This is a genomic window from Bradyrhizobium sp. CCBAU 53340 (assembly GCF_015291645.1).
Taxonomy (GTDB): Bacteria; Pseudomonadota; Alphaproteobacteria; order Rhizobiales; family Xanthobacteraceae; genus Bradyrhizobium.
The window spans coordinates 1,842,323-1,867,587 of sequence record NZ_CP030055.1 but is presented as its reverse complement, the minus strand read 5'-3'; the positions used below and the strand labels follow the sequence as shown (position 1 = coordinate 1,867,587).

Below are 25,265 nucleotides of genomic sequence, written 5' to 3'. Positions count from 1 at the left end.
GGCGATCAGCCCTTGACCATGGCGAACTTCCCCGTATCAGATGCAGCCATGGTCCGGGGCTCCATTACGTTGATCGTGCTTGCATTGGGGATGCCGTCGCTCAGCGCGGCGGAGACCATGAGCTTTGGCGATTCGCTCGGGCTGCTGGCGAAAAGCTGCGGTGCGGAAATCGTCGCCAATTGCCGCGGCGTCAATCCGGACTCCACGCGCCTGAAGGAGTGTCTCTCCCGCAACAGGGACGTGCTGTCCCAGCAGTGCCTGAGCGACTACCTCACCGCGTTCGACGCCATCCAGAAGCGCATCGCCGCGCGCGTCACCGTGGCGAACGCCTGCCAGCGCGAGATTGTCAAGGTCTGCGGCGGCTCGACCAAGGAGACCAGCAAGTCGATCCCCTGCCTGATCTCGACGCCCAAGGGCATCAGCAACAACTGCCTGAAGGCCGTCGACGACGCGGGGTATCGATGATGCGCGCGATCAGGCCCTCCATTGCCGGACTCGGTATCACGCTCGGGCTCGCTTTGCTGGCGGGCGCAGCGGCTGCGCAGACGGCACCGACCCGCGACGACATCGTCGGCAAGCTCAATCATTTCGAGGAGGCCGGCGAGGTCGACCTGCCCGCGCTGAAGCAGCAGGTGATGGAGCGGGCCAAGGCCAGGATCAAGAACGATCCCGGCCCGATGAACCGGCCACTGATCGCGCCTGACCTCGCCAAGCTGCCCGCCTTCAACGCCCAGATCCAGTTCGACGCCGACACGCCGATCATCCAGCCGGAGTCCTACCAGACCGTCGGCCGGATTGCCGACGCACTGGTTCACGCCTCGCTGCTGCCCTACACGTTCCTGATCGTCGGCCACGTCGAATCCAATTCGAAGACGCGGGAGGCCAACGCGATCCTGAGCCAGCGCCGGGCGGATGCGATCCGTGACGTTCTGGTCAACACGTTCAAGATTTCGACCAAGCGGCTCCAGCCGATCGGCCTCGGCGAGGAGCAGTTCCTCGACCGCGCCAAGCCGACCTCGGCCGTCAACGGCCAGTTGCAAATCCTGACCTTTGCCAAGCTGCCCGAAGAGACGCCTGCGCATCCCGCAACGGCCCCTGCGCCTGCTGCAAAAAAGCCCGCCAGGAAGCATTGAGCGCGCCCTGGCGCGCTTGGCGGAACCCTTTGAAGTTTTGTCTATTTTGTGACCTGTCTCACAGCGCGACATCACGGCCTTGCGCGACACTAGCGCCGGTTTGTGCACTGCCCTCTCAGATGCTATAGGCTGTTTTCGCCCCTTCCCGCCCCCTACGCCGCACGAGACCGAGATGGCTGGCTATTTTCAACGCCAACTGACCGATTATGTCGAATACCATCGCGATCCCTGGAATTGCGCGATGCATGTGGTCGGCATTCTGCTGCTGTTCACCGGCGCGACGCTGCCGCTGACGCTGGTCCATTTCCCCGTGTTCGGGATCGAGGTGAGCCTGGCGGTGATTTTGGCCCTGCCGGTGCTGGTATACTGGCTGATGCTGGACGCCGGGGTGGGGCTCGGCATCCTCGCGTCGATGATCGTGCTGCTTTCGGTCGCAACCGCGATCGGCAATCATGTTTCCGTCGCCATGATGTGGTCGATTTTTGCGGTGCTGATCGGGTTTGGCGTCACCGCGCAGATTGTCGGTCACAAGGTTTTTGAGGAGCGGCAGCCGTCGATGGTCGACCACCCCACGCATTTCCTGCTTGGACCGATGTTCGTCATGGCAAAATTATTCATTGCACTGGGTTTTCGTCGCGACCTCGCCGCGATTCTCGCGCCTCTTCCGACCAACTCCCTTTCAACCCGATAGCTTTCTCGAAGCGGAACAGCAAAACCTACTTCATGGCTCTCGTACTGGTTACCGGTGGCAGCGGTTTCATCGGACAGCATCTTGTCGAAGCGCTCCGCGCCCGTGGGCAGCGGGTACGCGTTCTTGATGTCCGCCCCCCCGCCACCGCCAATGCAGACGTTGAATATGTTCACGGCTCGGTGCTTGATGGCGCCGCGGTCGATGCTGCGCTTTCCGGAGTCGATCAGGTCTATCACCTTGCCGGCCTGCCCGGCATGTGGGTCGCCAACAAGCAGGACTTCCACGACGTCAATTTCCGAGGCACCGAGATCGTGCTCGCGGCTGCGATGAAGCGCGGCGTCGCGCGCTTCCTGCACTGTTCGACGGAATCGATCCTGTTCCCCTATGCCAATCTCAACGGCGTTGCCGCCGAGGAAGCGCTGCAGCCGGTCGACGCGATGCCGGGTGCCTATACCCGCTCGAAATCGCTCGCCGAACATCACGCCGCCAAGGCGGCAGCGAGCGGCTTCCCGCTCGTGATCGGCACGCCGACCATGCCGATCGGCGCCGCCGACCACAATCTGACGCCGCCGACCGCGATGCTGTGGTACTTCCTGCAGAAGAAGGTGCAGCCGCATCTCAACTTCCTGGTCAACCTCGTCGACGTTCGCGACGTCGCCATGGGCCTCATGCTGACGATGGAGCGCGGCCGCATCGGCCAGCGCTACATCCTCGGTGGCGATTGCGTCCGGCTCGGGCAGATCCTGCGGATGATGTCGGCGATGAGCGGACGGCGGCAATATCCGGTCGTCGTTCCCGGCAAGATCGCCGAGCTCTCCGCCATCATGCTCGAGAAGATCTCCGATCACATCACGCGTCGTCCGCCCAACGGCACCGCCGAGGGCGTACGCATCGCGCTCGCCGCGAGCGACCTTTCGATCGGCAAGGCGCGCACCGAGCTCGGCTATGCGCCGCGTCCGATCGAGCCGGTGCTGCGCGAAACCATCACCCATCTGCTCGCCCGCGGCGGCCAGGCCGCGTCCAATGCCATCAAGCATCACGCGCTCTCCTCGCGCGCGAGCTGATCTGCTCCCGAACCCAAAGAACCTTCCCTTATGTCCTTCGATTTCAGCAAGCTTCTGTCCGTCGCCTGGGGTGGCTGGACCACGACCTGGCCGACCGAACTCCTGGCCCTGATCTGGCTCGGCTTTCTCGCCAGCTGGGTCGGCGCCTCGTTCTGGCAGGGGCGGACCAAGAAGCAGGTCATGACGCTGGAGTCGCAGCGCTATCGCCTGCCGATCCTGGTCGGCGGCATCCTGTACACGCCGTTCATTGCGGAGGTCATGGACTGGAAGCCGCTCTGGGTGCTCGGCAACACCGGCATCACCATCGCCGCGATCCTCTCGGTCGCCGGCATCGCCTTCGCCTGGTGGGGACGGCTGCATCTCGGAAAGTTCTGGTCCAACACCATCACCCACAAGGAAGACCATCGCGTCATCGACACCGGCCCCTACGGCATCGTGCGTCACCCCATCTACACCGGGTTGATCTTCGGCATGCTGGTAACAGGCGTTGCGATCGGCCTGGTGACGACGATCCTCGGCGCGATCCTGATCTCGCTCGGCATGTGGCAGAAGGGCCGGATGGAAGAGGTGTTCCTGTCGAAGGAGCTCGGCGAGGACGCCTACGGCGCCTATTGCCGCCGCGTGCCTATGATCATCCCGTTCCTGTCGCCGCGGTGAGAGCGTAGCAGCTCACGCTCCTCTCGTGTCCCGGACGCGCTGCAGCGTGCAACGCTGCTGCGCAGAGCCGGACCCAGATAGCAACGTTACGCCTGGCCATGAGATGGGCCCCGGCTCTGCAGCGCACCACGAAGACGCGCTGCGCTGTGTCCGGGGCACGAGCGCGCAATCCGAGCGCCAAGGAACCGCCCCTGCACTCACCCGTTAGCCCCTCGACACCTGCAGCAGACGCAGAGCATCGAGCTATGTCGGATGCCTATGATTATTTTCGCGCGCACGCGGTTGCGGCTGTCCGCAAGGCGCGGACGCTGCCGCCGGGGCGGTCGAAGCTGAAGCAGCGCATCGTCGCGCGCGTCTATCATCTCCTCTCCAGGGAGGCCGCGCTTGCCCCGAACGTCCACCATCTCGATGATTTCAGGACCGCGCGGCGGCTGGAGCGGCAGATTCGCCACTGATCGCGCCCCTATGCAAATTCGATCAGCAGCCATTCCACGGGAATAGGCACCACTGGAGTTCCGGCCCGGTTGACCTTTTTACCGCCACCCAGTTGGATGCGCGCGCAACAGGGCACGACGACATTCCATCGTCGATCTGGAGAGATCAACGATCAGCCTTAAGCCCGCACGGGGCTTGGTGCGATCCGGACTGTGCCGCAGGGTTCGACAGGGGCTTCTCATGAGTTTTTCCAGTATCTTCGCGCAGTTCGTCGCCGTGCTCGGCGGCATCGCGCTGCAATGGCGGAAGCTGACCGGCACCGAGGCCGCGCCGGCCTGGGGCCAGACGCCTTCCATTCCCGAGGCCAAGCCGCAGGGGGCGATCCCGACCTTGAAGATGCCGACCGCGCGCGGCTGGAGCGCAGGCCAGAAGCCGACGGTGGCAGCCGGGCTCAAGGTCAACGCGTTCGCGACCGACCTCGACCATCCGCGCTGGATCGAGGTGCTGCCCAATGGCGACGTGCTGATCGCGGAAGCAACGCAGATCGCAGGTCCTCCGCGCAGCGTGTTCCACTACGCCATGCAGGCGACGATGCGGCGTGCCGCGGCGCTCGGTGTATCCGCCAACCGCATCACGCTGCTGCGCGACAAGGACGGTGACGGCGTCGCCGAAGTTCGCGGCGCGTTCATGGAGAACCTGAACCAGCCATTCGGCATGGCGCTGGTCGGCGACACATTCTATGTCGGCAACACCGACGGCGTGATGGCCTTTCCCTACGTCGCCAACGCCGACAGCATCAGCGCATCAGGCAAGCGGCTCACCACGTTCAAGCCGAGCGGCCACTGGACGCGCAGCCTGCTCGCCAGCCCCGACGGCAAGAAACTTTATGCCGGCGTCGGCTCGCTCAGCAACATCGCCGAGATGGGCATGGAGGTCGAGGAAGGCCGCGCTGCCGTGTACGAACTCGATCTTGTCGCCGGCACGCATCGCATCTTTGGCGCGGGCCTGCGCAATCCCGTTGGGCTCGCCTGGGAGCCAAATACGAACGTGCTCTGGACCGTCGTCAACGAACGCGACGGTCTCGGCGACGAGACGCCGCCTGACTATCTCACCTCGGTGCGCGACGGCGGCTTCTATGGCTGGCCCTATTGCTACTGGGGCAAGACGGTGGACGACCGCGTGCCGCAGGATCCGGCGATGGTCGCCAAGGCGCTGCAACCCGATTACGCGCTCGGCGGCCATACCGCGTCGCTCGGCCTGTGCTGGATGCCCGCAGGGACCTTGCCCGGCTTCGGAGACGGCATGGTGATCGGCCAGCACGGCTCGTGGAATCGCAGCAAGCTGTCCGGCTACAAGCTGGTGTTCATCCCGTTCGCGAACGGAAAGCCCTCCGGCCCCTCGCGCGACATCCTGTCGGGCTTCCTGTCCCCGGACGAGAAGGAATCCTACGGCCGCCCGGTTGGCGTCGTGATCGGCCCCGACAAAAAGTCGCTGCTGATGGCCGACGACGTCGGCAACGTGATCTGGCGGGTGACGGGCGCTTAAGAGTCACGTCCCCACGCACAGCGTGGCGCGCTGCTTGCGCAGCAGCGCGATCACCGACATCGCGGTGATCAACCCGGTCTTGGGATTTTCGGACGGAATGTTCTCGATGCCCATCGAGAACCGCGCCGAATCCGCTTCCACCTCGATGCGATGAACGTTGCGCGTCACGGTCGGGTCGGCCCACACCTGGATCAGGGTGCGATCGGGCCCGATGCCCGCCAGCGACAGTGCAACGGCGACATTGACGTTGGCCGGAAAGCCCTTTGCCGCTTCGCGCGCGCTGCCCTCGAACAGCTTGAGCGGCTCGCGCAGATTGTCGATGTCGATGTTGTTCTCGACGATGAACGGTGCGCCCTTCAGCCCGTCGATCGGCTTGCGTGTCACCATTTTCACCGAATGGATGGTCCCGACCGCAGCCGCATTGACCGCGTCGAGGCCGATCAGCGCGCCGGTCGGAACGAGGATCCGACCACCATTGGCCCGCGCGAGATCGACGAGATCAAAATTGTCGAGCAGCCCGCCGACACTGACCACGACTGCGGACTTGCCACGCTTCACCGCAGGCTCGACGATCGCCCGCAACTGGCTGCTCGGCGCGCATTCGACCACGATGTCGGCGGCCTCGCCAAGCTGGTCGATGGGCAGGATTTGCGGCTGATGGCGCAGGGCGTTGAGGAAAGCGTGATGCTTGGCGGGATCGCGCACCGCGACGGCCGACAGCGCCAATCCCTCGATGCCCTGGTCGAGCGCAGCCGCGACCTTGGTGCCGATCGAGCCCAGCCCTGCGATGGCCACGCGCAATTCGTTCGAAACTTTCTGATCCGTCATCGCATCCCACCGTTTGTCCAGGCCAATGTCATAGCGCTTCACGCCTCCCGCGCATAGAAGCGCAGGCGTGCCTCCAGCACGGCCAGCATCGCATCGCGAGCCGGATCGCGCGAGCCGCGCAGCCACGCGGCGGCCAGCGGTAGCCGGCCGATCGGACCGCTCTGCTTCGGCCGCAGCGGCACGAAGCGCACGCCCGTCACCGCCATCCGCGCGGTCCAGCGCGGCACGATTGCAACGCCGAGCCTGGTTGCGACCAGGTTGATGATCGTCTGCTTCTCGTCGGCAACCTGTACAACGCGCGGCGTCAGCCCGGCCTGCTCGAACAGCTTGATGGTGAGGTCGTGGCTGTGCGGCCGCGAGCGGCGATCCGGCACCAGCATCCCCTCGTCGGCGATGTCGGCCAGCGTGATCGATTTCCGTGTGGCGAGCCGGTGGCGCTGCGGAAAGGCCACGATGGCGGTCTCCTGGAGCAGAGAACGGAATTCCAGCCGCTTGTCCGGCCGGTCGGGCGGACGGGCAAAGGCGAGATCGAGCGCGCCGGTCAGGATCTTTGGCAAGAGCCGGATGGTCTTGTCCTCCAGAAGCTGGACCGAAACCTCGGGATGCTTGCTCCGGAAGTCACGCAGCAGCGGCGGCAATAGTCCCGCCGCGGCGCTATCGATGGCGCCGATCCGCAGCCGCCGCGCGGCACCTGCGCGCGAGCGGTTGCGTAAGTTGCTCTCGACGGCCTCGACCTTGGCCAGGATCGCGCGTGCATCGCGCAGCAGCGTGGTGCCGTCCTCGGTGAGCGAGACCGCGCGGGTGGTGCGCGCAAACAGCCGCGTGCCCAGATCCTCTTCCAGCAGCCTGATCTGACGGCCGAGCGCAGACGGCAGCATCTGCAGATGCTGCGCGGCGTGGCCGAAATGCAGCTGCTCGGCTGCCGCCACGAAGCATCGGAGCTGATGCAATTCCATCTGCCATCCTCATCGTCATGCCCGGGCCTGTCCCGGGCATCCACGTTCTTTGGTGCAGCCGCCAAAGGCGTGGATGGCCGGGCCAAGCCCGGCCATGACGACGTGGCGGCCTTACGAGGATTATATCATTTTTTTGTATAAACCAGCGCCGATTGAGTGCACCTCCCGCCTCCAACTAGGCTCACTGCCACACAACCAGAACCGGAACCTGAGGGAGGCCAGGGTGGCGAGCGAGATTCAGACGCGCGTGCTGCGCAAGATCAGCTGGCGCATCGTTCCCTTCATCATGCTGCTGTACTTCGTGGCCTTCATCGACCGCGTCAACATCGGCTTTGCCTCGCTGACGATGAACAAGGACATCGGCCTGTCGTCGACCGTGTACGGCCTGGGCTCCGGCATCTTCTTCTGGGGCTACTTCCTGTTCGAGGTGCCCTCCAACATCATCCTGCACAAGGTCGGCGCGCGAATCTGGATCGCGCGGGTGATGATCACCTGGGGCCTGGTGTCGGCGGCAATGGCGCTGGTGCAGGGACCGACCAGCTTCTACATCCTGCGCTTCCTGCTCGGCGTCGCCGAGGCCGGCTTCTTTCCCGGCATCATCCTTTATCTCTCCTACTGGTTTCCGGCACGCCAGCGCGCCGCGGTAACCGCGCTGTTCATGGCGGCCGCGCCGCTCTCGACAGTGCTGGGCTCTCCGGTCTCCGGTGCGCTGCTGGAGATGGACGGCCTCTTCGGCTTCAAGGGCTGGCAATGGCTATTCGTGCTGGAGGCGCTGCCGGCCGTGCTGCTCGGCTTCGTCGTGCTCGTGTTCCTCACCGACCGACCCGAAAAGGCCAAATGGCTGGCTGAAGACGAGCGCCGCTGGCTGGTCGAGACCATGAACGAGGAGACCACGCGCAAGGCGGCGACCGCGAGCCACAGCATCTGGCGGGGCCTTGCCGATCCGCGGGTGCTGGCGCTGTCGCTGATCTATTTCGGCACCTCGGCCGGCCTCTACACGCTCGGCGTCTGGGCGCCGCAGATCATCAAGCAGTTCGGCCTGTCCTCGCTCCAGGTCGGCTTCCTCAACGCGCTGCCGGCCACCGCCGCCGTCGTCGCCATGGTGCTGTGGGCGCGGCATTCGGACCGCACCGGCGAGCGCACCTGGCACGTCGTGATCGCCTGCCTGATCGCGGCTGCGGGCCTTGCCTACGCCGGCCTTGCCGGCGGCGTCATCGCCGTGCTGATCGCGCTGTCGCTCGTCAATATCGGCATCTCTTCCGCAAAGCCGCCGCTGTGGAGCATGCCGACGCTGTTCCTGTCCGGCCCCGCGGCCGCAGCCGGCATCGCCACCATCAACTCGATCGGCAATCTCGGCGGCTTCGTCGGGCCCGCCATGATCGGCTGGACCAAGGACCAGACCGGCAGTTTCGTCGGCGGCCTTTACTTCGTCAGCGGCCTGCTCGTTCTCTCCGCGGTCCTCACTCTGCTATTGTCGCGCGCGAAAACCGCCCCCGTCGAAGCCATCCCGCAATCCCACTGATCTCTCAAACGGAGCACATCCATGCGCACCCATTCGATCGCAGCAATCCCCGCCGACGGCATCGGCCCCGAGGTGATCTCCGCCGGTGTCCGCGTGCTGGAGGCGCTGGCCAAGCGCAGCGGCGACATCGCCTTCAACGTGAGGACGTTCGATTGGGGCTCGGATCATTACAAGAAGCACGGCGTGATGATGCCGGCGGACGGCCTCAGTGAGTTGAAGAAGTTCGACGCGATCTATTTCGGCGCAGTCGGCGCCCCTGACGTGCCCGACCACATCACGCTGTGGGGTTTGCGGCTGCCGATCTGCCAGGGCTTTGACCAATACGCCAATGTACGGCCGACCAAGATCCTGCCGGGCGTGGCCTCGCCGCTGCGCAACGTCGGCGTCGGCGATCTCGACTGGGTGATCGTGCGCGAGAACTCGGAAGGCGAATATGCCGGGATGGGCGGCCGCGCCCACAAGGGCCTGCCGGAAGAGGTCGGCACCGAGGTTGCAGTCTTCACCCGCGTCGGCGTCACGCGCATCATGCGCTATGCGTTCCAGCTCGCGCAGTCGCGGCCGCGCAAATTCCTGACCGTCGTGACCAAGTCGAACGCGCAGCGCCATGGCATGGTGATGTGGGACGAGATCGCCGCCGAAGTTGCGACCGAATTCCCTGATGTCACCTGGGACAAGATGCTGGTGGACGCCATGACCGTGCGCATGACGCTGCATCCGAAGAGCCTCGACACCATCGTTGCGACCAACCTCCACGCCGACATCCTCTCCGACCTCGCCGGCGCGCTGGCCGGCAGCCTCGGCGTGGCGCCGACCGGCAACATCGATCCTCAGCGCCGCTTCCCCTCGATGTTCGAGCCGATCCACGGCTCGGCCTTTGACATCACCGGCAAGGGCATCGCCAATCCGGTCGCGACGTTCTGGACCGGCGCGCAGATGCTGGAGCATCTCGGCGAGAAGGACGCGGCCGCGCGGCTGATGAAGGCGGTCGAGCAGGTCTGCGCGGCCGGCGTGCTGACGCCTGACGTCGGCGGCAAGGCCACGACAAAGGAAGTCACGGACGCCGTGATCGACGCGATCCACGGTTCGAACGTCTAGCCGGCCGACGCCGGCTCCGGTGAGCCAATTCAGGCGTCACTGCACGCCGTAGCGGGCGAAGGCGTCGGTGATGTTGAGGTCGATGAGCTTTGCCGCCGAGACGTCACGGTCGCCGCCGGCGGCGTCGCCCTGCCTGATCCTGGCAAGTCCGCGTCCATACAGAGCGCTTGCCAGGTTGGGCGCCAGGCGCAGCGCCGCACTGTAGTCGTCGACAGCGGCGGCGAGCTGGCCCATTTTCAGGTGGATCAGCGCGCGTGAATCATATGTGGCGGCATCTTTCGATCCTGACTGGATTGCCCTGTCGCAGTCGTCGAGCCCAGCCTCCAGATCGCCGATGACTGCTCGGGCCCAGCAGCGCCCGCTTCTCGCCCACGTCAAGTTCGGATCGAGGCGGATAGCCTCGTCGAAATCCAGCGCGGCCCGATCATACCGGTTCAGCTTCAGGTGCGCTTCCGCGCGGTTGGCAAAGGCACTGCCATAGGCAGGGTTGAGTCTGATCGCCTCGTCGAAAGACTTGATCGCGTCCTCATAAGCTCCCTTCCTCAAATAGGCGACGCCGCGATTGTTCACCGGCTTGACATAGCCCGAGGCGAGTTCGATCGCTCGATCGAAATCGCTGATTGCACGGTCGTACTCCGCCGCTGCGGCATAGGCATTGCCGCGGTTGTTGTAAGCCACAGCCAGCGCCTCCGGCTTGGCATCCCCCGAATTGATGAGCGCCGTGCAGGCGGCGACCCGAGCTTGGGTCGGAATGCGATCCGTACCGTTGCACTGCTCAATGCTGTTGAGGACGCTACTTTTCTGCGGCTGCTGCGCCGCTGCCTGCAAACCGAGCGACAGCAGCACGAGGACGGGCGCCACGCTGGCGATGTTGGCCCTGATGGTCATCGCCGTGCCGCTTTAGCATCCTCGGCAAATGCTCGGCCTGGGACCACTCCCCTGCTCGGGCATTGCAGAAGTCACGCGCTTTTTCGCCAATTTGCCCTTGCCCTCTTCGATGAGAGTCGAAAACTTGACCTCACCGTCATCGGAAATTTCGATGTGCGGCGTAGTGCCTCGGATCCCCATCGTTGCAACGGGCGTATCGACCTTCATATCGCCGGTCTTCGCGATCTTGCCGGCGACAAAGGTCGCCGTGCCTCTGGCCAGATTGAAGAACGTTGCATTCGACCTGCCGTCCGGCTCGTACACATACTCATCCAGGGCCATGCGAGCGTTGCTCGAGAGATTGAACGACGAGCCATCGCTGAAATTGATGCTGACCCGGCTGTCCGCACCGGTTAGCACCACGTCGCGCAGATACACGACATCGCCGGTCCTGGCCTGAGCGGCGGGCTCGCCAAGCTTCGCCTGGACGACGACCGCACCTGCGTGCTCGATCGAGACCGAACCTGTAACGGCTACGACCTTGCCAATGGGTTTTGACGCGACATCATCGGGACCGCGCGTCACGGGGTTGACTTGAACCTGCGCCTGCGCAGCAGAGACATCCGCGGATGCCCAAATGAGACCAATCACTAATACCGCAATCGTAAGCCTGCACATGACCCGCCCTTTCCGAGAAGAGCTCTTTTGCGATCCGCTTGATGGAGCGATGAGAACCTCCGCCAAGCTCGCAATTCGTGCATCGCCAGTATCTACAACCTGGACCGGTCCTTACCGGGACTTTGCTCCAGACAAAAGTATGTCTTCCGATCTTGACTTTAGGCTCAAGCCGTTTGCCGGACCAGCAAAAATAAGCTAGCTTTTTAAAAGCTCGACCGTCAATTTCCCGAGAGCCCAAATTGCGATAGCGGAGAGGCATCTCCGTTGAACCGGCGATCATCCTGGCAAGACCAATAGAATTGCGATTTTTATCAAACGTCTTCGGCGTGCAGGCCTGGGGTTGCTAACGCCATAAAACGCTTCATTTCGCCCGTGGCGTAGCAAAATCGATAAGAACAGCGCGGCCCGCGCCAAGCCCGAATTATTCGGCACGCGAGGCCACAGCCATGTCAGTTGCTTTTGGCGTCGGACCCCAGAATGGGGACCTCAGACCTCTCCCCCACCAGATCATTGGCATCGTTCACAGCGCGTCGGGATACGTCACCCTCGCGCGCAACGACAGCCCGGTCGTTCAGGTCAGCATTGGTGACCTTGTCTGGTGCCATGACGTAATCGAGACGGCTGCGGATGCGCAAATCGGGATCCGGCTTCTCGACGACACCGTATTCAACGTCGCCAGCGGATCTCGCGTCGAGCTGCGCGAATACGCGTCCAATTCCGCATCGCGCTCGACAATCGTTGCAGTCGCCGGCGGAAGTTTTGCGTTTAGGGTCGGCCAGTTGGCAAACGGCGGCACGCTGACGGTCGACACGCCGTTTGGTTGCGTTCGTGGCCGCTCCCATGGCACCGGCTTCGGCATCCTGACGATGGCGGCGTTGATCTTCTCGACAATAGAGGAAGCGCGAGGCGCGGACCCTGACGGCGCGTCTCTGGATAACGATACGATCACTTACAAGGACCTTCAGCACGGCGTCTTCGAACTCATCACCAAGGAACGGGTGCCGCGCCACATCATTGTCGATGACCCAGGAGAAACCGTCGTCCTGAACAGGATCGGCTCCTCGATCAGCGTCAACCAAGTTGCCAACAACGCTGCTCGCATGGAAGAGCTGCACGCAGCCCAACAGGACGTGCTCGCCAATCTCACGCGAGGTCCGACCGGATCCAGTACGCCGCCTGCCGTCGACACGCTCCAGCTACAGCCAATCAACTTCAATTCGGATCACTCGATCGTTCTGCCGAACCTTGTTCCGGCACTGGTGCCGGTAGAAGCCACCCTAATCCAGTACCCGCTGCCGGTACTGAACGTGCCGACCGGCCCAACCGAAATCGACACGTTCAAATTCAACGACACCTTCGCCACGACAACCGGCGCTTTCAACGCCAGCAGCCAGCTCCATGTCGTGCTCACCTACGGTCTCAGCGGCGGGACGGCCGGCACGACTGTCCTGAATGGACAGGCATACGATTTCTCGCAGGTCGGACCTTATGGCACCCTCTATCTCAACAGCGCATCCGGCGCCTACGCGTTCGTTCCGAACGCGGATGCCATCAATGCCCTGTCGTCGCCGACAACCACGGACTTCGTGATCACGGTCTCGGACGGCCAAGTCACGACGAGCCAAACCTTCGTCGTCACCATTGACGGCGTCAATGACACGGCCCTCATCTCGGGCAACGCCAGCGGCGCGGTGGTAGAGGCCGGCGGAGTCGCCAACGCTGTGCCCGGCATGCCAACGGCAACCGGCACGCTCACGGACACGGATGTCGATAATCCGCCCAACACCTTCACGTCTGTAAGCTCGCCGGTCAGGAGCGCCGGCGGCTACGGCACCTTCACGATGACGACCAGTGGTGTGTGGACCTACACGCTCGACAATAGCAACAGCAAGGTACAGGCCCTGAATGTCGGCGACACGCTGATCGATCAGTTCACCGTGACGAGTATCGATGGCACTCCCCAGGTCGTGACGATCACGATCCAGGGCAGCAACGACGCCGCGATCATCTCCGGGACCGCGACCGGCTCGGTCGTCGAGGCGAACGGAACCTCGCCCGGCACGCCGATCGCGACAGGCACGCTTGTCGTTGCGGATGTCGACGGCCCGGCCAATACCTTCGTGCCGGTCGACGCACCGACAGCAAGCGCGCAGAACTATGGCAGCTTCACCATCACCGCGGCCGGCGTGTGGACCTACACGCTCGACAACACCAGCAGCGCGGTGCAGGCACTCAACAACGGTGACACGCTGACCGACAGCTTCATGGTGACCACGGCCGACGGCACGGCTCAGACTGTGACGATCACCATCAACGGCAGCAACGATGCGGCGATCCTCTCCGGAGCGACGACCGGCTCGGTGATCGAGGCCGGAGGTATCGCCAATGGGACGCCTGGCGTGCCGACTGCAACCGGGACGCTGACCGACATCGATCCCGACAACCCGTCCAACACCTTCACGCCAGTGATCACGGCAAAAACCAGCGCGGGCGGCTTCGGCACCTTCACGATGACGGCGCTTGGCACCTGGACCTACACGCTCGACAACAGCAACAGCATGGTCCAGGCACTCAACGTCGGCGACACGCTGACGGACCAGTTCACCGTGACCACGGCCGACGGCACGCCGCAGCTGGTGACAATCACGATCAACGGCACGAATGACGCCGCCATCATTTCCGGGACCACGACAGGCTCGGTGCTCGAAGCCGGCGGCATGGCTCCTGGCACGCCGGTTGCGACCGGCGCGCTCACTGATACCGACGTCGACAACCTCGCCAACACCTTCATGCCGGTCGGCACGTCGATGGCGAGCGCGCATGGCTACGGCAGCTTCACGATGACCGCGACTGGCGTGTGGACCTACACGCTCGACAACACCAGCAGCGCGGTGCAGGCGCTCAACAACGGTGACACGCTGACCGACAGCTTCATGGTGACCACGGCCGACGGCACGGCGCAGACGGTGACGATCACGATCAACGGCAGCAACGATGCGGCGACCCTCTTCGGAGCGACGACCGGCTCGGTGACCGAGGCCGGAGGCGTCGCCAATGGTACACCTGGCGTGCCGACTACAACCGGGACACTGACCGACGTCGATCCCGACAACCCGTCCAACACCTTCACGCCAGTGATCACGGCAAGAACCAGCGCGGGCGGTTTCGGCACATTCACGATGACGGCGCTTGGCACCTGGACCTACACGCTCGACAACAGCAACAGCACGGTCCAGGCACTCAATGTCGGCGACACGCTGACCGACCAGTTCACCGTGACCACGGCCGACGGCACGCCGCAACTGGTGACGATCACGATCGCCGGCGCGAATGACGCCGCCATCATTTCCGGGAGCACGACAGGCTCGGTGCTCGAAGCCGGCGGCATCGCTCCGGGCACGCCGATCGCGACCGGTACGCTCACTGATATCGACGTCGACAATCTCGCCAACACCTTCACGGAGGTGATCTCGCCCACTGCAAGTGATGGCGGCTACGGCACCTTCACCATGACCGCGTCAGGCGTATGGACCTATACGCTGGACAACAACAATAGCGTGGTGGACGCACTCAACGTCGGCGATACGCTCACCGACCATTTCACGGTGACGGCCATCGACGGCACCACGCAAGAGGTGACGATCACCATTCATGGTGCCAGCGACGCAGATCCCAACGACTTCGACAATCTGGCAATGGGAAGCACCGTCGTATCCAACCCGCCGTTCGTCTATGGTACTCCCGAAGGCGACAGCATCGCCGGCGGCGGCAACGTTTCCCAGACCGTCTACGGGGGCGCCGGTGATGACACCATCAACGGCACCGGCGTGAGCGATACCATCTTTGGCGGATCGGGCAACGATACGATCAAGGGCAACAACGGCGATGACGTGCTCTATGGCGGCTCCGGACAGGACACTATCGACGGCAGCAACGGGAACGACACCATCATCGGCGGGTTCGGCGCGGACAAGCTCACGGGTGGTAACGGCGATGATACCTTCGTCTATCTGTCGGTGGCGGATTCCAGAGCCGGCCGATTCGATACGATCACCGATTTCGTATCGGGGACCGACAAGATCGACTTGACGGCGTTCGGCGCGCTCGGATTCGCGATCCTGGCCTTGAGCTCCACAAGCTCGTTCGTGCCGGCGCACACTATCGCCTGGATCTACGACAGCTCAGCCAACGAAACCGTCGTCTATGTCAACCCGACCGATCAAACCCTCCAGATCGGCGATTCCAGCCTGCTGGAAGTTCATCTGCAGGGTATCGCGACCATCGAAGCGTCGGACTTCATCGTGGATCAAACCGCGGCACCGGTGCTGGCGGCGAGCGACACGCTCGCTCCGACCGTTGCAACCGATCCGACCGTCGCAACGCAAGGCGACGCCGTGGTCATGACATCAAGCACCACCGTCGCCCCCATCGAGGCGACGAACAGTGACGGCTCTGTTTCATTGGACGCAAGTTCGACCGCAATCGATGTGGGCTATTCTTTCGATACCGGTCGAGATATCGATTGGTGGAGCAACGACATCGCCTCTTCCGCCACCAGCGAGACGGCGATACCGCCCGGCCTCTCCGAAGCAGCAATCCATTCGCTATCGGCCGAGCCCTTCAAGTTTGTCTTCGAACCATCGCAGAGCGACGACAGCGTCGAAGCGAAGGGAGTTGGCAAGACCGGCATGTTGGAGCAAGATCATGCCGCAGCTTCCGGCGCGCCCGATGCGCTCCCTGCCATCGACCAGCATCTCGGCGACGGCAGGTCCGCGGAGTCTCATGGCCGTGCGAGCTCCGCCGATACGAGCAACGCTCCTGACGTCGCTTCTCAGAAAGGCCTCGTGAACAGCGGAAACGCTCATACGATTCCATCTCAAGCTGACGAGTACAATCGCGCTTCGATGGAGGCGTCCGACAAGTCCAATGACAAACTGCATTCTGCGGCAGACGACGCGCAGCACTCCCACGGAAACGCGCCGGCACATCCGTCCGGACCCGGCGATTCCTTCAACTTCCTGAATCCGGCGATCGAGAAGTCGGGCGTCGCATTCCTAGACGATCTCCCGACACAACCCGATCATCATGAACACGCGGCACATGCCGACGGTCACGGTGGCGCCCCGACAGCCGGCGAGATTCCACAGCTGGACGACGGCGCGCACGTCCCGGCCGGTTTGGCCGCGTCTCACGCACCGCATGATCTCCTGGTGTGACCTCGGTCTGCTGAACATGCGCATGCTGTCCACCTATCACGGGCCGTTTGCGTGAGGCTACCTGCCAGTTGGAGGGGGAACCCACCCCCGTTGGCCGCAACAAATCGCCATGGCTCTACTTCCGCCTGGCCGGCGCCGGCGGCGGCATCGCCATCGCGGCCGTGGCATCCGGCGGTGTCAGATGCCTGGGAACGATGATCGACTGGCCCGGCGTGAGCGTCGCAGTCTCGGCAAGCGAGTTGCCCTGCGCGATGGCCCAGACCGGCACGCGATGGGTCGCCGCGATGCTCTCCATGGTGTCGCCGGCACGGACCGGGATGCGCACGCCGCTGTCCCACAATTCGACCAGCGTATCTCCGGGGACCTGATAACGCAGCGGCACGGCATCGGCCTGCGTCTGGGCCTGGATACGCGGCAACTGCGTCACCATCTCCAGAATCTGACGGTGGATGTCGTCCGACTTCTCGATGTTTATGTGCGAGACGCGGCTGTTCAGCTTCAAATCGTAGCTCGCATAGTGGCCGCGAAAGCCGGGCACCGCCACCACGTCGCCGCCACCAAGCACGCTGTCGGACAGGAAGATGTTGATGAAGCGTTCGACATTGAGCGGCACGTCGTCGGTCGCATGCGCAGGATCGATGGTGATGACGAGACTGATCGGGATGTTCTCCTTGGCCGCCATCTCGGAGATCAGCACCGAGCACAGCCCGCCCATGGAATGACCGATCAGCACGATCGGCGCCGGGCTCTCCTTGTAGCTGGAGATGGCGCGGCTGCCGATCAGCCGGCACAAGGTGAATTCATAGACGTCGGCCGAGAAGCCGGCCGCCGTCAGCTTCTCGTCGAGCCGGTCCATGCCGGTCGAGAAGAACGGCCCCATGGCGCCCCGAAAAAGGTAGATCTTTGGCGGCGGCAGCGGCTCGGCTGGCGGAGCAGGAGGCGGCGGCGCGACCACAGGGCTTGCAGCCGGCTTCGGCTTGGCGGGCGAGGCCGCGGCCAACACGGGGGTCAAGGCGAGCAGCGCAACGGCCGCCAACACCACAAATCGCCTTGGATTGATCATCAAGTCCCGCAGTCCTACCACAGGAGGCAAGGGCCTCCCCGCGGCGGTTAGTGACCGCCGATTGGGTGGTTTTTGGGGCACGAAGCCCGCCGGGTCAACCGGCTCTGTGGCGCGCGATCAGCTGGTCGGCGACATCGTTGAGATCGTCGCCAACGATCTGCGGCTGCGGACCGACACCGAGCAGGTCATTGCCTACGCGTTTGATCAGGGCCGCCTCCCAGCCCGCGGCAACAGCACCGAGCGTATCCCAGGTGTGGCATGCGATCAGACAGAACTGCGAAGGACTGGCGCCGAGTTCACGTTCGACGTAGGCGTAGGCTTGGCGCGATGGCTTGTGGTGCTTGACGCCGTCGGCGCTGAAGCGCCGCTCGAACAGATCGACGATGCCGCCATGCGTGAGCTGGCGCGTCTGCACCTCGAGCAGATTGTCAGTGAGCGTGAACAGGCGGAAGCCGGCGGCGCGCAGCTTGCGCAGCGCCGCAGGCACTTCGGCGTGCGGCGGCATCGTCGAGAACCGCTCGGTCAGTTCCTTCTTGTCACGCTCGTCGATCGTGATGCCCTTGGTATCCGCCAGCATCTTCATCACGGCCGCACCGATGTCGGTGAAGGGAACGTAGCAGCCGGCGACCGTGAGCGCCGAGGAATACAGGATGAAATTGGCGAACCACAGGCGCATCGCGTCCTTGTCACCAAAGATACGCGCGAAGGTCGGCTCCATCGTCTGCAGGTCGAGCAGCGTCTCGTTGACGTCGAAGACGATCAGGGGAAGATCAGCCATGGTGTTGGACTCCTTGTCCGGTCCGTTTCTTGCCCCCGGCCCGACTACTGACGGCTCTTGAGCCTGCTCCGATGCGCCGCCTGCTTGGCTCGGTTGCCGCAGACCGCCATGATGCACCATCGCCGCGCACGGCGACGGGTGTGGTCGGCGAACATCAACGTGCAGTTATGGCCCTCGCACGCTTTCACGTCGGAAAAGTCTTCGTCACAGACGAACTTCGCCATCGCCTCACCGATCGGCAACAGCAGCGACTGCGGTGATCGCCACCGCCGCGCCGTCCGCAGCGCGAGGCCATGATGGCTGTCGTCGTGTCGCGGTTCGATCCGGCGGAAGACCTCGTCCTGTTCCAGGAGACTGTTCAGTGGACCGAGTTCCTGGAGCGCCGTCGCGGCGAGCGGCCGACCCGCATGCGTGCGGACAAATCCCCTGAACCATTCGCGCAAGGCCCGCGCCTGATCCGCGACCTCGTCCAACTCGTCAGGACTGGCTTGCGCGCTGAGCGCCTCCAGTTCGTCCGCAGGCGCCAGCTTCGCCTGCGCGAGCCAATCGATCAGCCCGTCGCCATCGTCGATCCAGTCGACGGGCGTATCGACCGGTGTCGCGATCGAATTGAGGAAATCGAGACCGAGCGAGTCGGCAATAAACATGGCAGGCGGTCTGTTTTGCACCTTTGGCTCCCCAGCCGGAATTAATCCGAATGTAACCTGTAAAATACCTATTGACAAGTTACCATGCCCCGATAATAACCCTAATGAAGCTAGTAAACAGGTTACATGGAGGCAGCGATGGCCAAGAGCGACATCACGGTGGTCCTGACCCACGGCGCGTGGGCGGACGGGTCGAGTTGGGCGCGGGTCGTTACCGCGCTCGCTGCCGAGGACATCAAGGCGCAGGCGGCACCGCTGCCGCTGACCTCGCTCGCGGACGATGTCGCCGCCCTCAACCGCAGTTTGGATCGCACCGATGGTCCGATCGTGCTCGCGGGGCACGCCTATGCCGGTGCCGTGATCGCCCTCGCACGGCCTGAGCGCGTGAAGGCCCTCGTCTATGTGGCGGCGCTGGCGCCTGACGAAGGTGAGAAGGTTGCGGACGTGTTCTATCGCCTGCCGCCGCACCCACAGGCCCCCAAGCTTGCGCCTGACGGCGACGGCCTGATCTGGCTGCCCGAGGACGCATTCGCCGCAGCCTTCGCGCAGAACGCCGCCGCGGAAGATCATGCTGTGCTGGCTGCCGTGCAGCGGCCGATCTCGTTGAATTGCATCACCGTCCCGGCGGGACGCCCGCTCTGGAGGAACGTTCCGAGCTGGTTCTTGATTGCCGAGCAGGACCGCATGATCGTTCCGGAGACGCAGCGCTTCATGGCGGAGCGCATGAAGGCGAATATCCGTGCCCTCGCCGTTGATCACACCCCTGGCGTCACCGCGCCCGGGGCGGTCGCCGACATCGTTCGCGACGCAGTGTACGCGGTGAGCGGCAAGTAGCGCGCCACCGCACGAGCATCGGATCTCATCTCGTCAAGGCACCAGTAATGGAGACTATCATGACCTCCACCAGATATCGCACGGCCGACGTCGACGGCTTCAAGGTGTTCTATCGCGAAGCCGGCCGCGCCGGCGCGCCGAAGCTTCTGCTGCTGCACGGCTTCCCGAGCGCAGGTCACATGTTCCGCGACCTGATCCCGCTGCTGGCGGACAAGTTTCACATCGTCGCGCCCGACCTTCCCGGCTTCGGCCAGTCCGACATGCCGTCGCGCGAAACCTTCCGCTACACGTTCGACAACATCGCGCGCGTGATCGAGCGCTTCACCGAGGTGATCGGCTTCGATCGCTTCGCCGTCTACGTTTTCGACTACGGCGCGCCGACCGGCTTCCGGCTCGCGCTCAACCACCCTGAAAGGATCACCGCCATCATCTCGCAGAACGGCAACGCCTACGAGGACGGCCTCAGCGACGGCTGGACTCCGATCAAGGCCTACTGGCAGGACCCCTCGCCCGCCAATCGCGAGGCGCTACGCGGCTTCCTCACACCGGATACGACACGCTGGCAGTATACGCATGGCGTTCCAGATCCGACGGCCGTATCGCCTGACGGCCAGAACCTCGACAATTTCTACTTGGCACGCCGTGGCTCGGGCGATGTGCAGCTCGACCTGTTCGGCGACTACAAGAGCAATGTCGCGCTCTATCCTGCCTTCCAGGACTATTTCCGCAAGCACAAGCCGCATCTCCTTGCGATTTGGGGCAAGAACGATCCGTTCTTCATCCCGCCCGGCGCAGAAGCCTACAGGCGCGACAATCCGAACGCCGTGGTGAAATTCCTCGACACCGGCCATTTCGCGCTGGAGACCCACGCAACCGAGATCGCGGATGCCATGCGTGCCTTCCTAACCTAGCGAGAGCGGTCAGCTACGGCATGCCGTCAGCGCGGACAAGACAATGCCGCCGTCGACAACCAAGTCGGCGGCGGCACAATCAGATCAGCATTTGACGCGTTAGGCTTCAGTTCCTCGCCGGCGCCACAGCTGCTGCTGCGCGCGCAGACCGTGGGGCCGCGCGGGGTTCGGCGACCGGTCCAGCCGGACCGCGCGAGCGGGCGATCGCCGCGTCGATCTCGGCGATGACGCGGCGCTGGATGGCCTCGTTCTTGTCGATGGTGATGTGGCCGACGCCGCTGCCGCGTACGTCGACATTGTCGAGCTTGCCACGGAGGCCGGCGGCGGCGCGCACCGGCTCGCCCGGACCGTCGCCGATATAGATGTTGATGTAGCGCTCGGCGCCGGTCGAGAGCTTGGTCTTGAACACGGAGTCGAGGCCGATCGCGAGCTTCACGGGCACGCCGAGCTGGTTCAGCTTGGCGATCATGTCGGGCAGCGCGGTTGCGCCGGAGGAGTGCCCGACCAGCACGATGGTCTTGAGCCGGCCGGCCTTGTAGTTCGCGGCGGCCTCGTCGGCGAGCGAGGACCAGGACACGAAATTGGCAACCGTCACCGGGATGCCCTGGGCCTGCAGCCTTGCGCCGATGGTGTCGAGCCCGAGCGAGAAGATGTTGAGCACGCCGCGGAGCAGATAGACATGCGTCGTCGCAACGGCCTGGCTCGGCGCCGCCTTGGCGGTGGTCGGGCTCATGGCAACAGCTGACAGCAACAGCAGGCAGATCGCCCACGCGCGGATGGTGGGCAATTGGCTGGCGGCGGCGGTGTGACGGCCGTTCGGTCTCATCGATTGTTTCCCTGGGGACATACGCTTCGCGATTGGCCGGAATCGTAGCCACGGCCTGCTCGCAGACGCAACAAAGAGCAGCGTGAACGGCGATCTTCGCCGCAATCCGTGGCCATCGCGCAACACTTGCCTGAAACCTGCCCCTGAAGGGCCTGTTTTGAGACCATTTTTCTCCGGGCAATTGCGGGCAGGCAACGCCATTCCTATTTCAGGGCTCCGCTAGTCTCCGCCCGCCACAGGGCGGATTCTCGCGCCCCCCTTCCCCATCCCCACCGGCCACCATGTCCTCCATCATTTCCGTCGCCAATCTGTCGAAGACCTATGGGTCCGGCTTCAAGGCGCTCAAGAACGTCAATCTCGACATCAAGCGCGGCGAAATCTTTGCGCTGCTCGGCCCCAACGGCGCGGGCAAGACCACGCTGATCTCGATCATCTGCGGCATCGCCAATCCGAGCGAGGGACGGATCCTGGTCGGCGGCGAGGACATCCAGACCTCCTACCGCAAGGCGCGTTCGCTGATCGGCCTCGTGCCTCAGGAATTGCACACCGACGCCTTCGAGAGCGTGTGGGCGACCGTGAGCTTCTCCCGGGGCCTGTTCGGCAAGCCGAAGAATCCTGCCCATATCGAGAAGGTGCTGAAGGACCTCTCGCTCTGGGACAAGAAGGACAACAAGATCATCACGCTCTCAGGCGGCATGAAGCGCCGCGTGATGATCGCAAAAGCGCTGTCGCACGAGCCCCAAGTCCTGTTCCTGGACGAGCCGACCGCCGGTGTCGACGTCGAACTGCGCAAGGGCATGTGGGAGGTCGTGCGCACGCTGCAGCAATCCGGCGTCACCATCATCCTCACCACGCATTACATCGAGGAAGCCGAGGAGATGGCCGACCGCATCGGCGTCATCAACAAGGGAGAGATCGTTCTGGTCGAGGACAAGGCGACCTTGATGCAGAAGCTCGGCAAGAAGCGGCTGACGCTGCATTTGCAGGGCAAGCTCGGCGCCCTGCCCGAGAGCCTTGCCCACTACAAGCTCGATCTCTGCGACAGCGGCGCGACGCTGGTCTACGACTACGACACCAAGGGCGACCGCACCGGCATCACCAGCCTGCTCAGCGACCTCCGCACCGCCGGCATCCGTTTCAGCGATCTCGACACGACCCAATCGTCGCTCGAGGACATCTTCGTCGACCTCGTGAGGGCGTCATGAACCACCGGGCCATCCGCGCCATCTATCTGTTCGAAATGGCGCGCACCTGGCGCACACTGCTGCAAAGCATCGTCTCGCCGGTGGTATCGACCTCGCTCTATTTCGTGGTGTTCGGCGCGGCGATCGGCTCGCGCATCAGCCAGGTCGAAGGCGTCAGCTACGGCACCTTCATCGTGCCGGGCCTGATCATGCTCTCGGTGCTGACGCAAAGCATCTCCAACGCCTCGTTCGGCATCTACTTCCCGAAATTCACCGGCACGATCTACGAGATCCTGTCGGCGCCGATCTCCTATTTCGAGATCGTGCTCGGCTATGTCGGCGCCGCCGCGACCAAGTCGATCATCCTGGGCCTGATCATTCTGGCCACCGCCGGGCTCTTCGTTCCATTGCATATCCATCATCCGGTCTGGATGCTGGCCTTCCTGGTGCTGACGGCGGTGACGTTCAGCCTGTTCGGCTTCATCATCGGCATTTGGGCCGACGGGTTCGAAAAGCTGCAGATGATCCCGATGCTGGTGGTGACGCCGCTGACCTTCCTCGGCGGCAGCTTCTATTCCATCGACATGCTGCCGCCGACCTGGCGTACGGTGGCGCTGCTCAACCCGGTCGTCTATCTGATCTCGGGCTTCCGCTGGAGCTTCTACGAGATCGCCGATGTCAGCGTGGCCGTCAGCATCGGCATGACGGCGGCGTTTCTGGTGATTTGCCTCGCCGTGATCTGGTGGATCTTCCGGACCGGGTACCGGCTGAAGAACTGATCCGATTGTCATTTCCGGGTTCGTGCTCCGCACGCCCCGGAAATGACGGCGGTGGATTTACCGATAGCAGTGGAAGCGGTGATAGCCGTCGTAGTAGCCGTGGCAGTGGCGATAGTAACGATGGTGGGGAATCCCGAACACGCCTTCGACCGCGCCAACGGCGCCGCCGACGCCGGCCCCGACGACGCCGCCGACCGCACCGCCCACAGGCCCGGCGATCCTGTTACCTTCATAGGAGCCTTCCTGGGCGCCGCGCACGATGCCCTGGGCACGGCCAGAGTGCGGCAGCGACAACAGCGCCAACAGGACGGCAGCGGCGGCGAACAGCAGGCGGACGGGCAGGCCGGCCGGCAAGGCTGCGATACGGGCTTTGTTCATCTTCGATCCCAAGGGAATAGCGGCGGGAATAACGGCGGCGAAAGCCACCCGTCTGGTAGGCCACGATCAACGCCCGAAGCGGCCAAATGGTTGCGGCTTTGTGACGAATTGTCGGCGATGTGAACGCATCTTTCGCTCGCGAAAATGTCAGCACCCTCGGGACATACGCGGCACAAAGCGGCCTTGCTTACGCCCCGCATCACGTTAACGATGGCAGGAAGGTTAGCTTTGCACGCCGCTGGAACGAAAGCCGGATTGCAGGCATAGTGCATGCCGGGGACGGAGAGCCGCGGTGTTATAGTTTGAGCACGATCTTTTCGGAAAACAGAAACAACGTTTTGCAGATCATGCTCCAGCGTGAACAGGCCGGAGGCCAGACGTCAGATGCGTTCATTTTTTATTGCTTTCACTTCGCTGATACTTGTGAGCGCGGGCACCGCGCAGGCCAAGGTCGACATCACCATCGACAAGGACAATCAGCAGATGACCGTCGTGGTCGACGGCGTCACGCGCTACCACTGGCCGGTCTCGACCGGCATCCCCTCGCGCGAAACGCCGAACGGCGCCTTCCGCGCCTTCCGCATGGAAGAGGATCACTACTCCAAGGAATTCGACGACGCGCCGATGCCGCACTCGATCTTCTTCACCAAGATCGGGCACGCCATCCATGGCACCGACTCGGTCGGCCGTCTCGGCACGCCGGCGTCCCATGGCTGCGTGCGGCTCTCGCGCCAGAATGCCTCGACGCTTTACGCGCTGGTGCAGGAGCAGGGCGTCCTCAACACCACGGTGACGTTGACCGGCTCGGCGCAGGTGGCGCTGGCGCGCAATCCGCGCGGTCGCAATGCAGTGGCTCGCGCCGGGCAGCCGGGCGAGGAGCAGTATGCGACGACAGGCGATCCCGTGAATCTGACGCCACCGGCGCAGCCCGCCCGCCGCTACATGCCGCAGGATGACAATTACATCTATCCGGCCGACGGCAGCGACACCGGAGCGCGCTACCCGGCACCGCGTCCGATCAACCGCCCCTACGGCACCCAAGTCTATCAGCAGCTGCCGCAACCGCAGCCCTATTACGACCAGGGCTATGGCCAGCAAGGCTACTATTATCAGCAGCAGCCTCGCCAGTATTATCAGCCGCGCAACTACGACTACCAGAACTGAGGTTCCTGTTTGAG

Annotated in this window: 24 protein-coding genes; 15 read left to right on the top strand and 9 right to left on the bottom strand. The window is 63.8% G+C overall.

Features of this window, described 5'->3' with window-relative positions; translation table 11 throughout:
• The first annotated feature begins 48 nt into the window (after positions 1–48).
• The 7 genes from XH89_RS08750 (at position 49) to XH89_RS08720 (ending at position 5,525) form a co-directional block, all read left to right on the top strand.
• Complete coding sequence (locus tag XH89_RS08750; RefSeq protein WP_194468414.1) at positions 49–465, top strand: hypothetical protein; 417 nt, start codon at positions 49–51, stop codon at positions 463–465.
• A complete protein-coding gene (locus XH89_RS08745) occupies positions 465–1,133 on the top strand; it encodes an OmpA family protein (RefSeq protein ID WP_194466681.1) in 669 nt (222 codons plus the stop codon). The genes XH89_RS08750 and XH89_RS08745 overlap by 1 nt, the downstream gene beginning before the upstream one ends.
• A 172-nt stretch (positions 1,134–1,305) precedes the next feature.
• Positions 1,306–1,824 (top strand): DUF962 domain-containing protein, encoded by a 519-nt coding sequence (locus tag XH89_RS08740; RefSeq protein ID WP_194468413.1) that lies wholly within the window; start codon positions 1,306–1,308, stop codon positions 1,822–1,824.
• A 32-nt stretch (positions 1,825–1,856) separates the two neighbouring features.
• A complete protein-coding gene (locus XH89_RS08735) occupies positions 1,857–2,888 on the top strand; it encodes an NAD-dependent epimerase/dehydratase family protein (protein ID WP_194466680.1) in 1,032 nt (343 codons plus the stop codon).
• 30 nt (positions 2,889–2,918) lie between these two features.
• A complete protein-coding gene (locus tag XH89_RS08730) occupies positions 2,919–3,545 on the top strand; it encodes an isoprenylcysteine carboxylmethyltransferase family protein (RefSeq protein WP_194466679.1) in 627 nt (208 codons plus the stop codon).
• A gap of 245 nt (positions 3,546–3,790) precedes the next feature.
• On the top strand, positions 3,791–4,000 hold the full coding sequence (locus XH89_RS08725; RefSeq protein ID WP_194466678.1) for a hypothetical protein: 210 nt from the start codon (positions 3,791–3,793) through the stop codon (positions 3,998–4,000).
• 220 nt (positions 4,001–4,220) lie between these two features.
• Positions 4,221–5,525: a sorbosone dehydrogenase family protein gene (locus XH89_RS08720; RefSeq protein ID WP_194466677.1), complete on the top strand. Its 1,305-nt coding sequence runs from the start codon at positions 4,221–4,223 to the stop codon at positions 5,523–5,525.
• A 3-nt stretch (positions 5,526–5,528) separates the two neighbouring features.
• Here the strand turns inward: XH89_RS08720 and XH89_RS08715 are convergent, their stop codons facing one another.
• Both XH89_RS08715 and XH89_RS08710 read right to left on the bottom strand, forming a co-directional pair.
• On the bottom strand, positions 5,529–6,353 hold the full coding sequence (locus XH89_RS08715) for an aspartate dehydrogenase (protein ID WP_194466676.1): 825 nt from the start codon (positions 6,351–6,353) through the stop codon (positions 5,529–5,531).
• Positions 6,354–6,391: 38 nt separating this feature from the next.
• Entirely contained in the window at positions 6,392–7,309 is a 918-nt protein-coding gene (locus XH89_RS08710; RefSeq protein WP_194466675.1) for a LysR family transcriptional regulator, read from the bottom strand.
• 223 nt (positions 7,310–7,532) lie between these two features.
• Between XH89_RS08710 and XH89_RS08705 the strand changes: the two genes are divergently transcribed.
• Together XH89_RS08705 and XH89_RS08700 are read left to right on the top strand one after the other, a co-directional pair.
• Complete coding sequence (locus XH89_RS08705) at positions 7,533–8,831, top strand: MFS transporter (RefSeq protein WP_194466674.1); 1,299 nt, start codon at positions 7,533–7,535, stop codon at positions 8,829–8,831.
• A 21-nt stretch (positions 8,832–8,852) separates the two neighbouring features.
• Positions 8,853–9,926, top strand: coding sequence for a tartrate dehydrogenase (locus tag XH89_RS08700; RefSeq protein WP_194466673.1), 1,074 nt, complete (start codon positions 8,853–8,855; stop codon positions 9,924–9,926).
• A 36-nt stretch (positions 9,927–9,962) separates the two neighbouring features.
• Here the strand turns inward: XH89_RS08700 and XH89_RS08695 are convergent, their stop codons facing one another.
• Complete coding sequence (locus XH89_RS08695; RefSeq protein WP_194466672.1) at positions 9,963–10,814, bottom strand: tetratricopeptide repeat protein; 852 nt, start codon at positions 10,812–10,814, stop codon at positions 9,963–9,965.
• Between the two features lie 12 nt (positions 10,815–10,826).
• Positions 10,827–11,537, bottom strand: a complete 711-nt coding sequence (locus tag XH89_RS08690; RefSeq protein WP_371825204.1) for a FecR domain-containing protein — start codon at positions 11,535–11,537, stop codon at positions 10,827–10,829.
• A 380-nt stretch (positions 11,538–11,917) separates the two neighbouring features.
• Between XH89_RS08690 and XH89_RS08685 the strand changes: the two genes are divergently transcribed.
• Positions 11,918–16,687 (top strand): VCBS domain-containing protein, encoded by a 4,770-nt coding sequence (locus XH89_RS08685; protein WP_194466671.1) that lies wholly within the window; start codon positions 11,918–11,920, stop codon positions 16,685–16,687.
• Positions 16,688–16,802: 115 nt separating this feature from the next.
• Here the strand turns inward: XH89_RS08685 and XH89_RS08680 are convergent, their stop codons facing one another.
• The 3 genes from XH89_RS08680 to XH89_RS08670 form a co-directional block, all read right to left on the bottom strand.
• Positions 16,803–17,750, bottom strand: coding sequence for a LysM peptidoglycan-binding domain-containing protein (locus XH89_RS08680; protein WP_194468411.1), 948 nt, complete (start codon positions 17,748–17,750; stop codon positions 16,803–16,805).
• Between the two features lie 94 nt (positions 17,751–17,844).
• Positions 17,845–18,528, bottom strand: coding sequence for a haloacid dehalogenase type II (locus tag XH89_RS08675; RefSeq protein WP_194466670.1), 684 nt, complete (start codon positions 18,526–18,528; stop codon positions 17,845–17,847).
• A 44-nt stretch (positions 18,529–18,572) separates the two neighbouring features.
• Positions 18,573–19,175, bottom strand: a complete 603-nt coding sequence (locus XH89_RS08670; protein WP_194468410.1) for an ABATE domain-containing protein — start codon at positions 19,173–19,175, stop codon at positions 18,573–18,575.
• A 138-nt stretch (positions 19,176–19,313) separates the two neighbouring features.
• On the opposite strand from XH89_RS08670, the gene XH89_RS08665 reads away from it, so the two are divergent.
• Positions 19,314–20,009: an alpha/beta fold hydrolase gene (locus XH89_RS08665; RefSeq protein WP_194466669.1), complete on the top strand. Its 696-nt coding sequence runs from the start codon at positions 19,314–19,316 to the stop codon at positions 20,007–20,009.
• A 59-nt stretch (positions 20,010–20,068) separates the two neighbouring features.
• Positions 20,069–20,920 (top strand): alpha/beta fold hydrolase, encoded by an 852-nt coding sequence (locus tag XH89_RS08660; RefSeq protein ID WP_194466668.1) that lies wholly within the window; start codon positions 20,069–20,071, stop codon positions 20,918–20,920.
• Between the two features lie 106 nt (positions 20,921–21,026).
• Here the strand turns inward: XH89_RS08660 and XH89_RS08655 are convergent, their stop codons facing one another.
• Positions 21,027–21,746, bottom strand: coding sequence for a hypothetical protein (locus tag XH89_RS08655; protein WP_194466667.1), 720 nt, complete (start codon positions 21,744–21,746; stop codon positions 21,027–21,029).
• A gap of 281 nt (positions 21,747–22,027) precedes the next feature.
• On the opposite strand from XH89_RS08655, the gene XH89_RS08650 reads away from it, so the two are divergent.
• Together XH89_RS08650 and XH89_RS08645 are read left to right on the top strand one after the other, a co-directional pair.
• A complete protein-coding gene (locus tag XH89_RS08650) occupies positions 22,028–22,951 on the top strand; it encodes an ABC transporter ATP-binding protein (protein ID WP_194466666.1) in 924 nt (307 codons plus the stop codon).
• On the top strand, positions 22,948–23,709 hold the full coding sequence (locus tag XH89_RS08645; protein ID WP_194466665.1) for an ABC transporter permease: 762 nt from the start codon (positions 22,948–22,950) through the stop codon (positions 23,707–23,709). Before XH89_RS08650 ends, XH89_RS08645 begins: the two co-directional genes overlap by 4 nt.
• Positions 23,710–23,766: 57 nt before the next feature.
• On the opposite strand, the gene XH89_RS08640 is transcribed toward XH89_RS08645, so the two are convergent.
• Positions 23,767–24,087, bottom strand: coding sequence for a hypothetical protein (locus XH89_RS08640; RefSeq protein WP_194466664.1), 321 nt, complete (start codon positions 24,085–24,087; stop codon positions 23,767–23,769).
• A gap of 384 nt (positions 24,088–24,471) precedes the next feature.
• Here XH89_RS08640 and XH89_RS08635 point away from each other — a divergent pair, with 384 nt between their 5' ends.
• A complete protein-coding gene (locus XH89_RS08635) occupies positions 24,472–25,251 on the top strand; it encodes a L,D-transpeptidase (RefSeq protein WP_194466663.1) in 780 nt (259 codons plus the stop codon).
• The last annotated feature ends 14 nt before the right edge of the window (positions 25,252–25,265 follow it).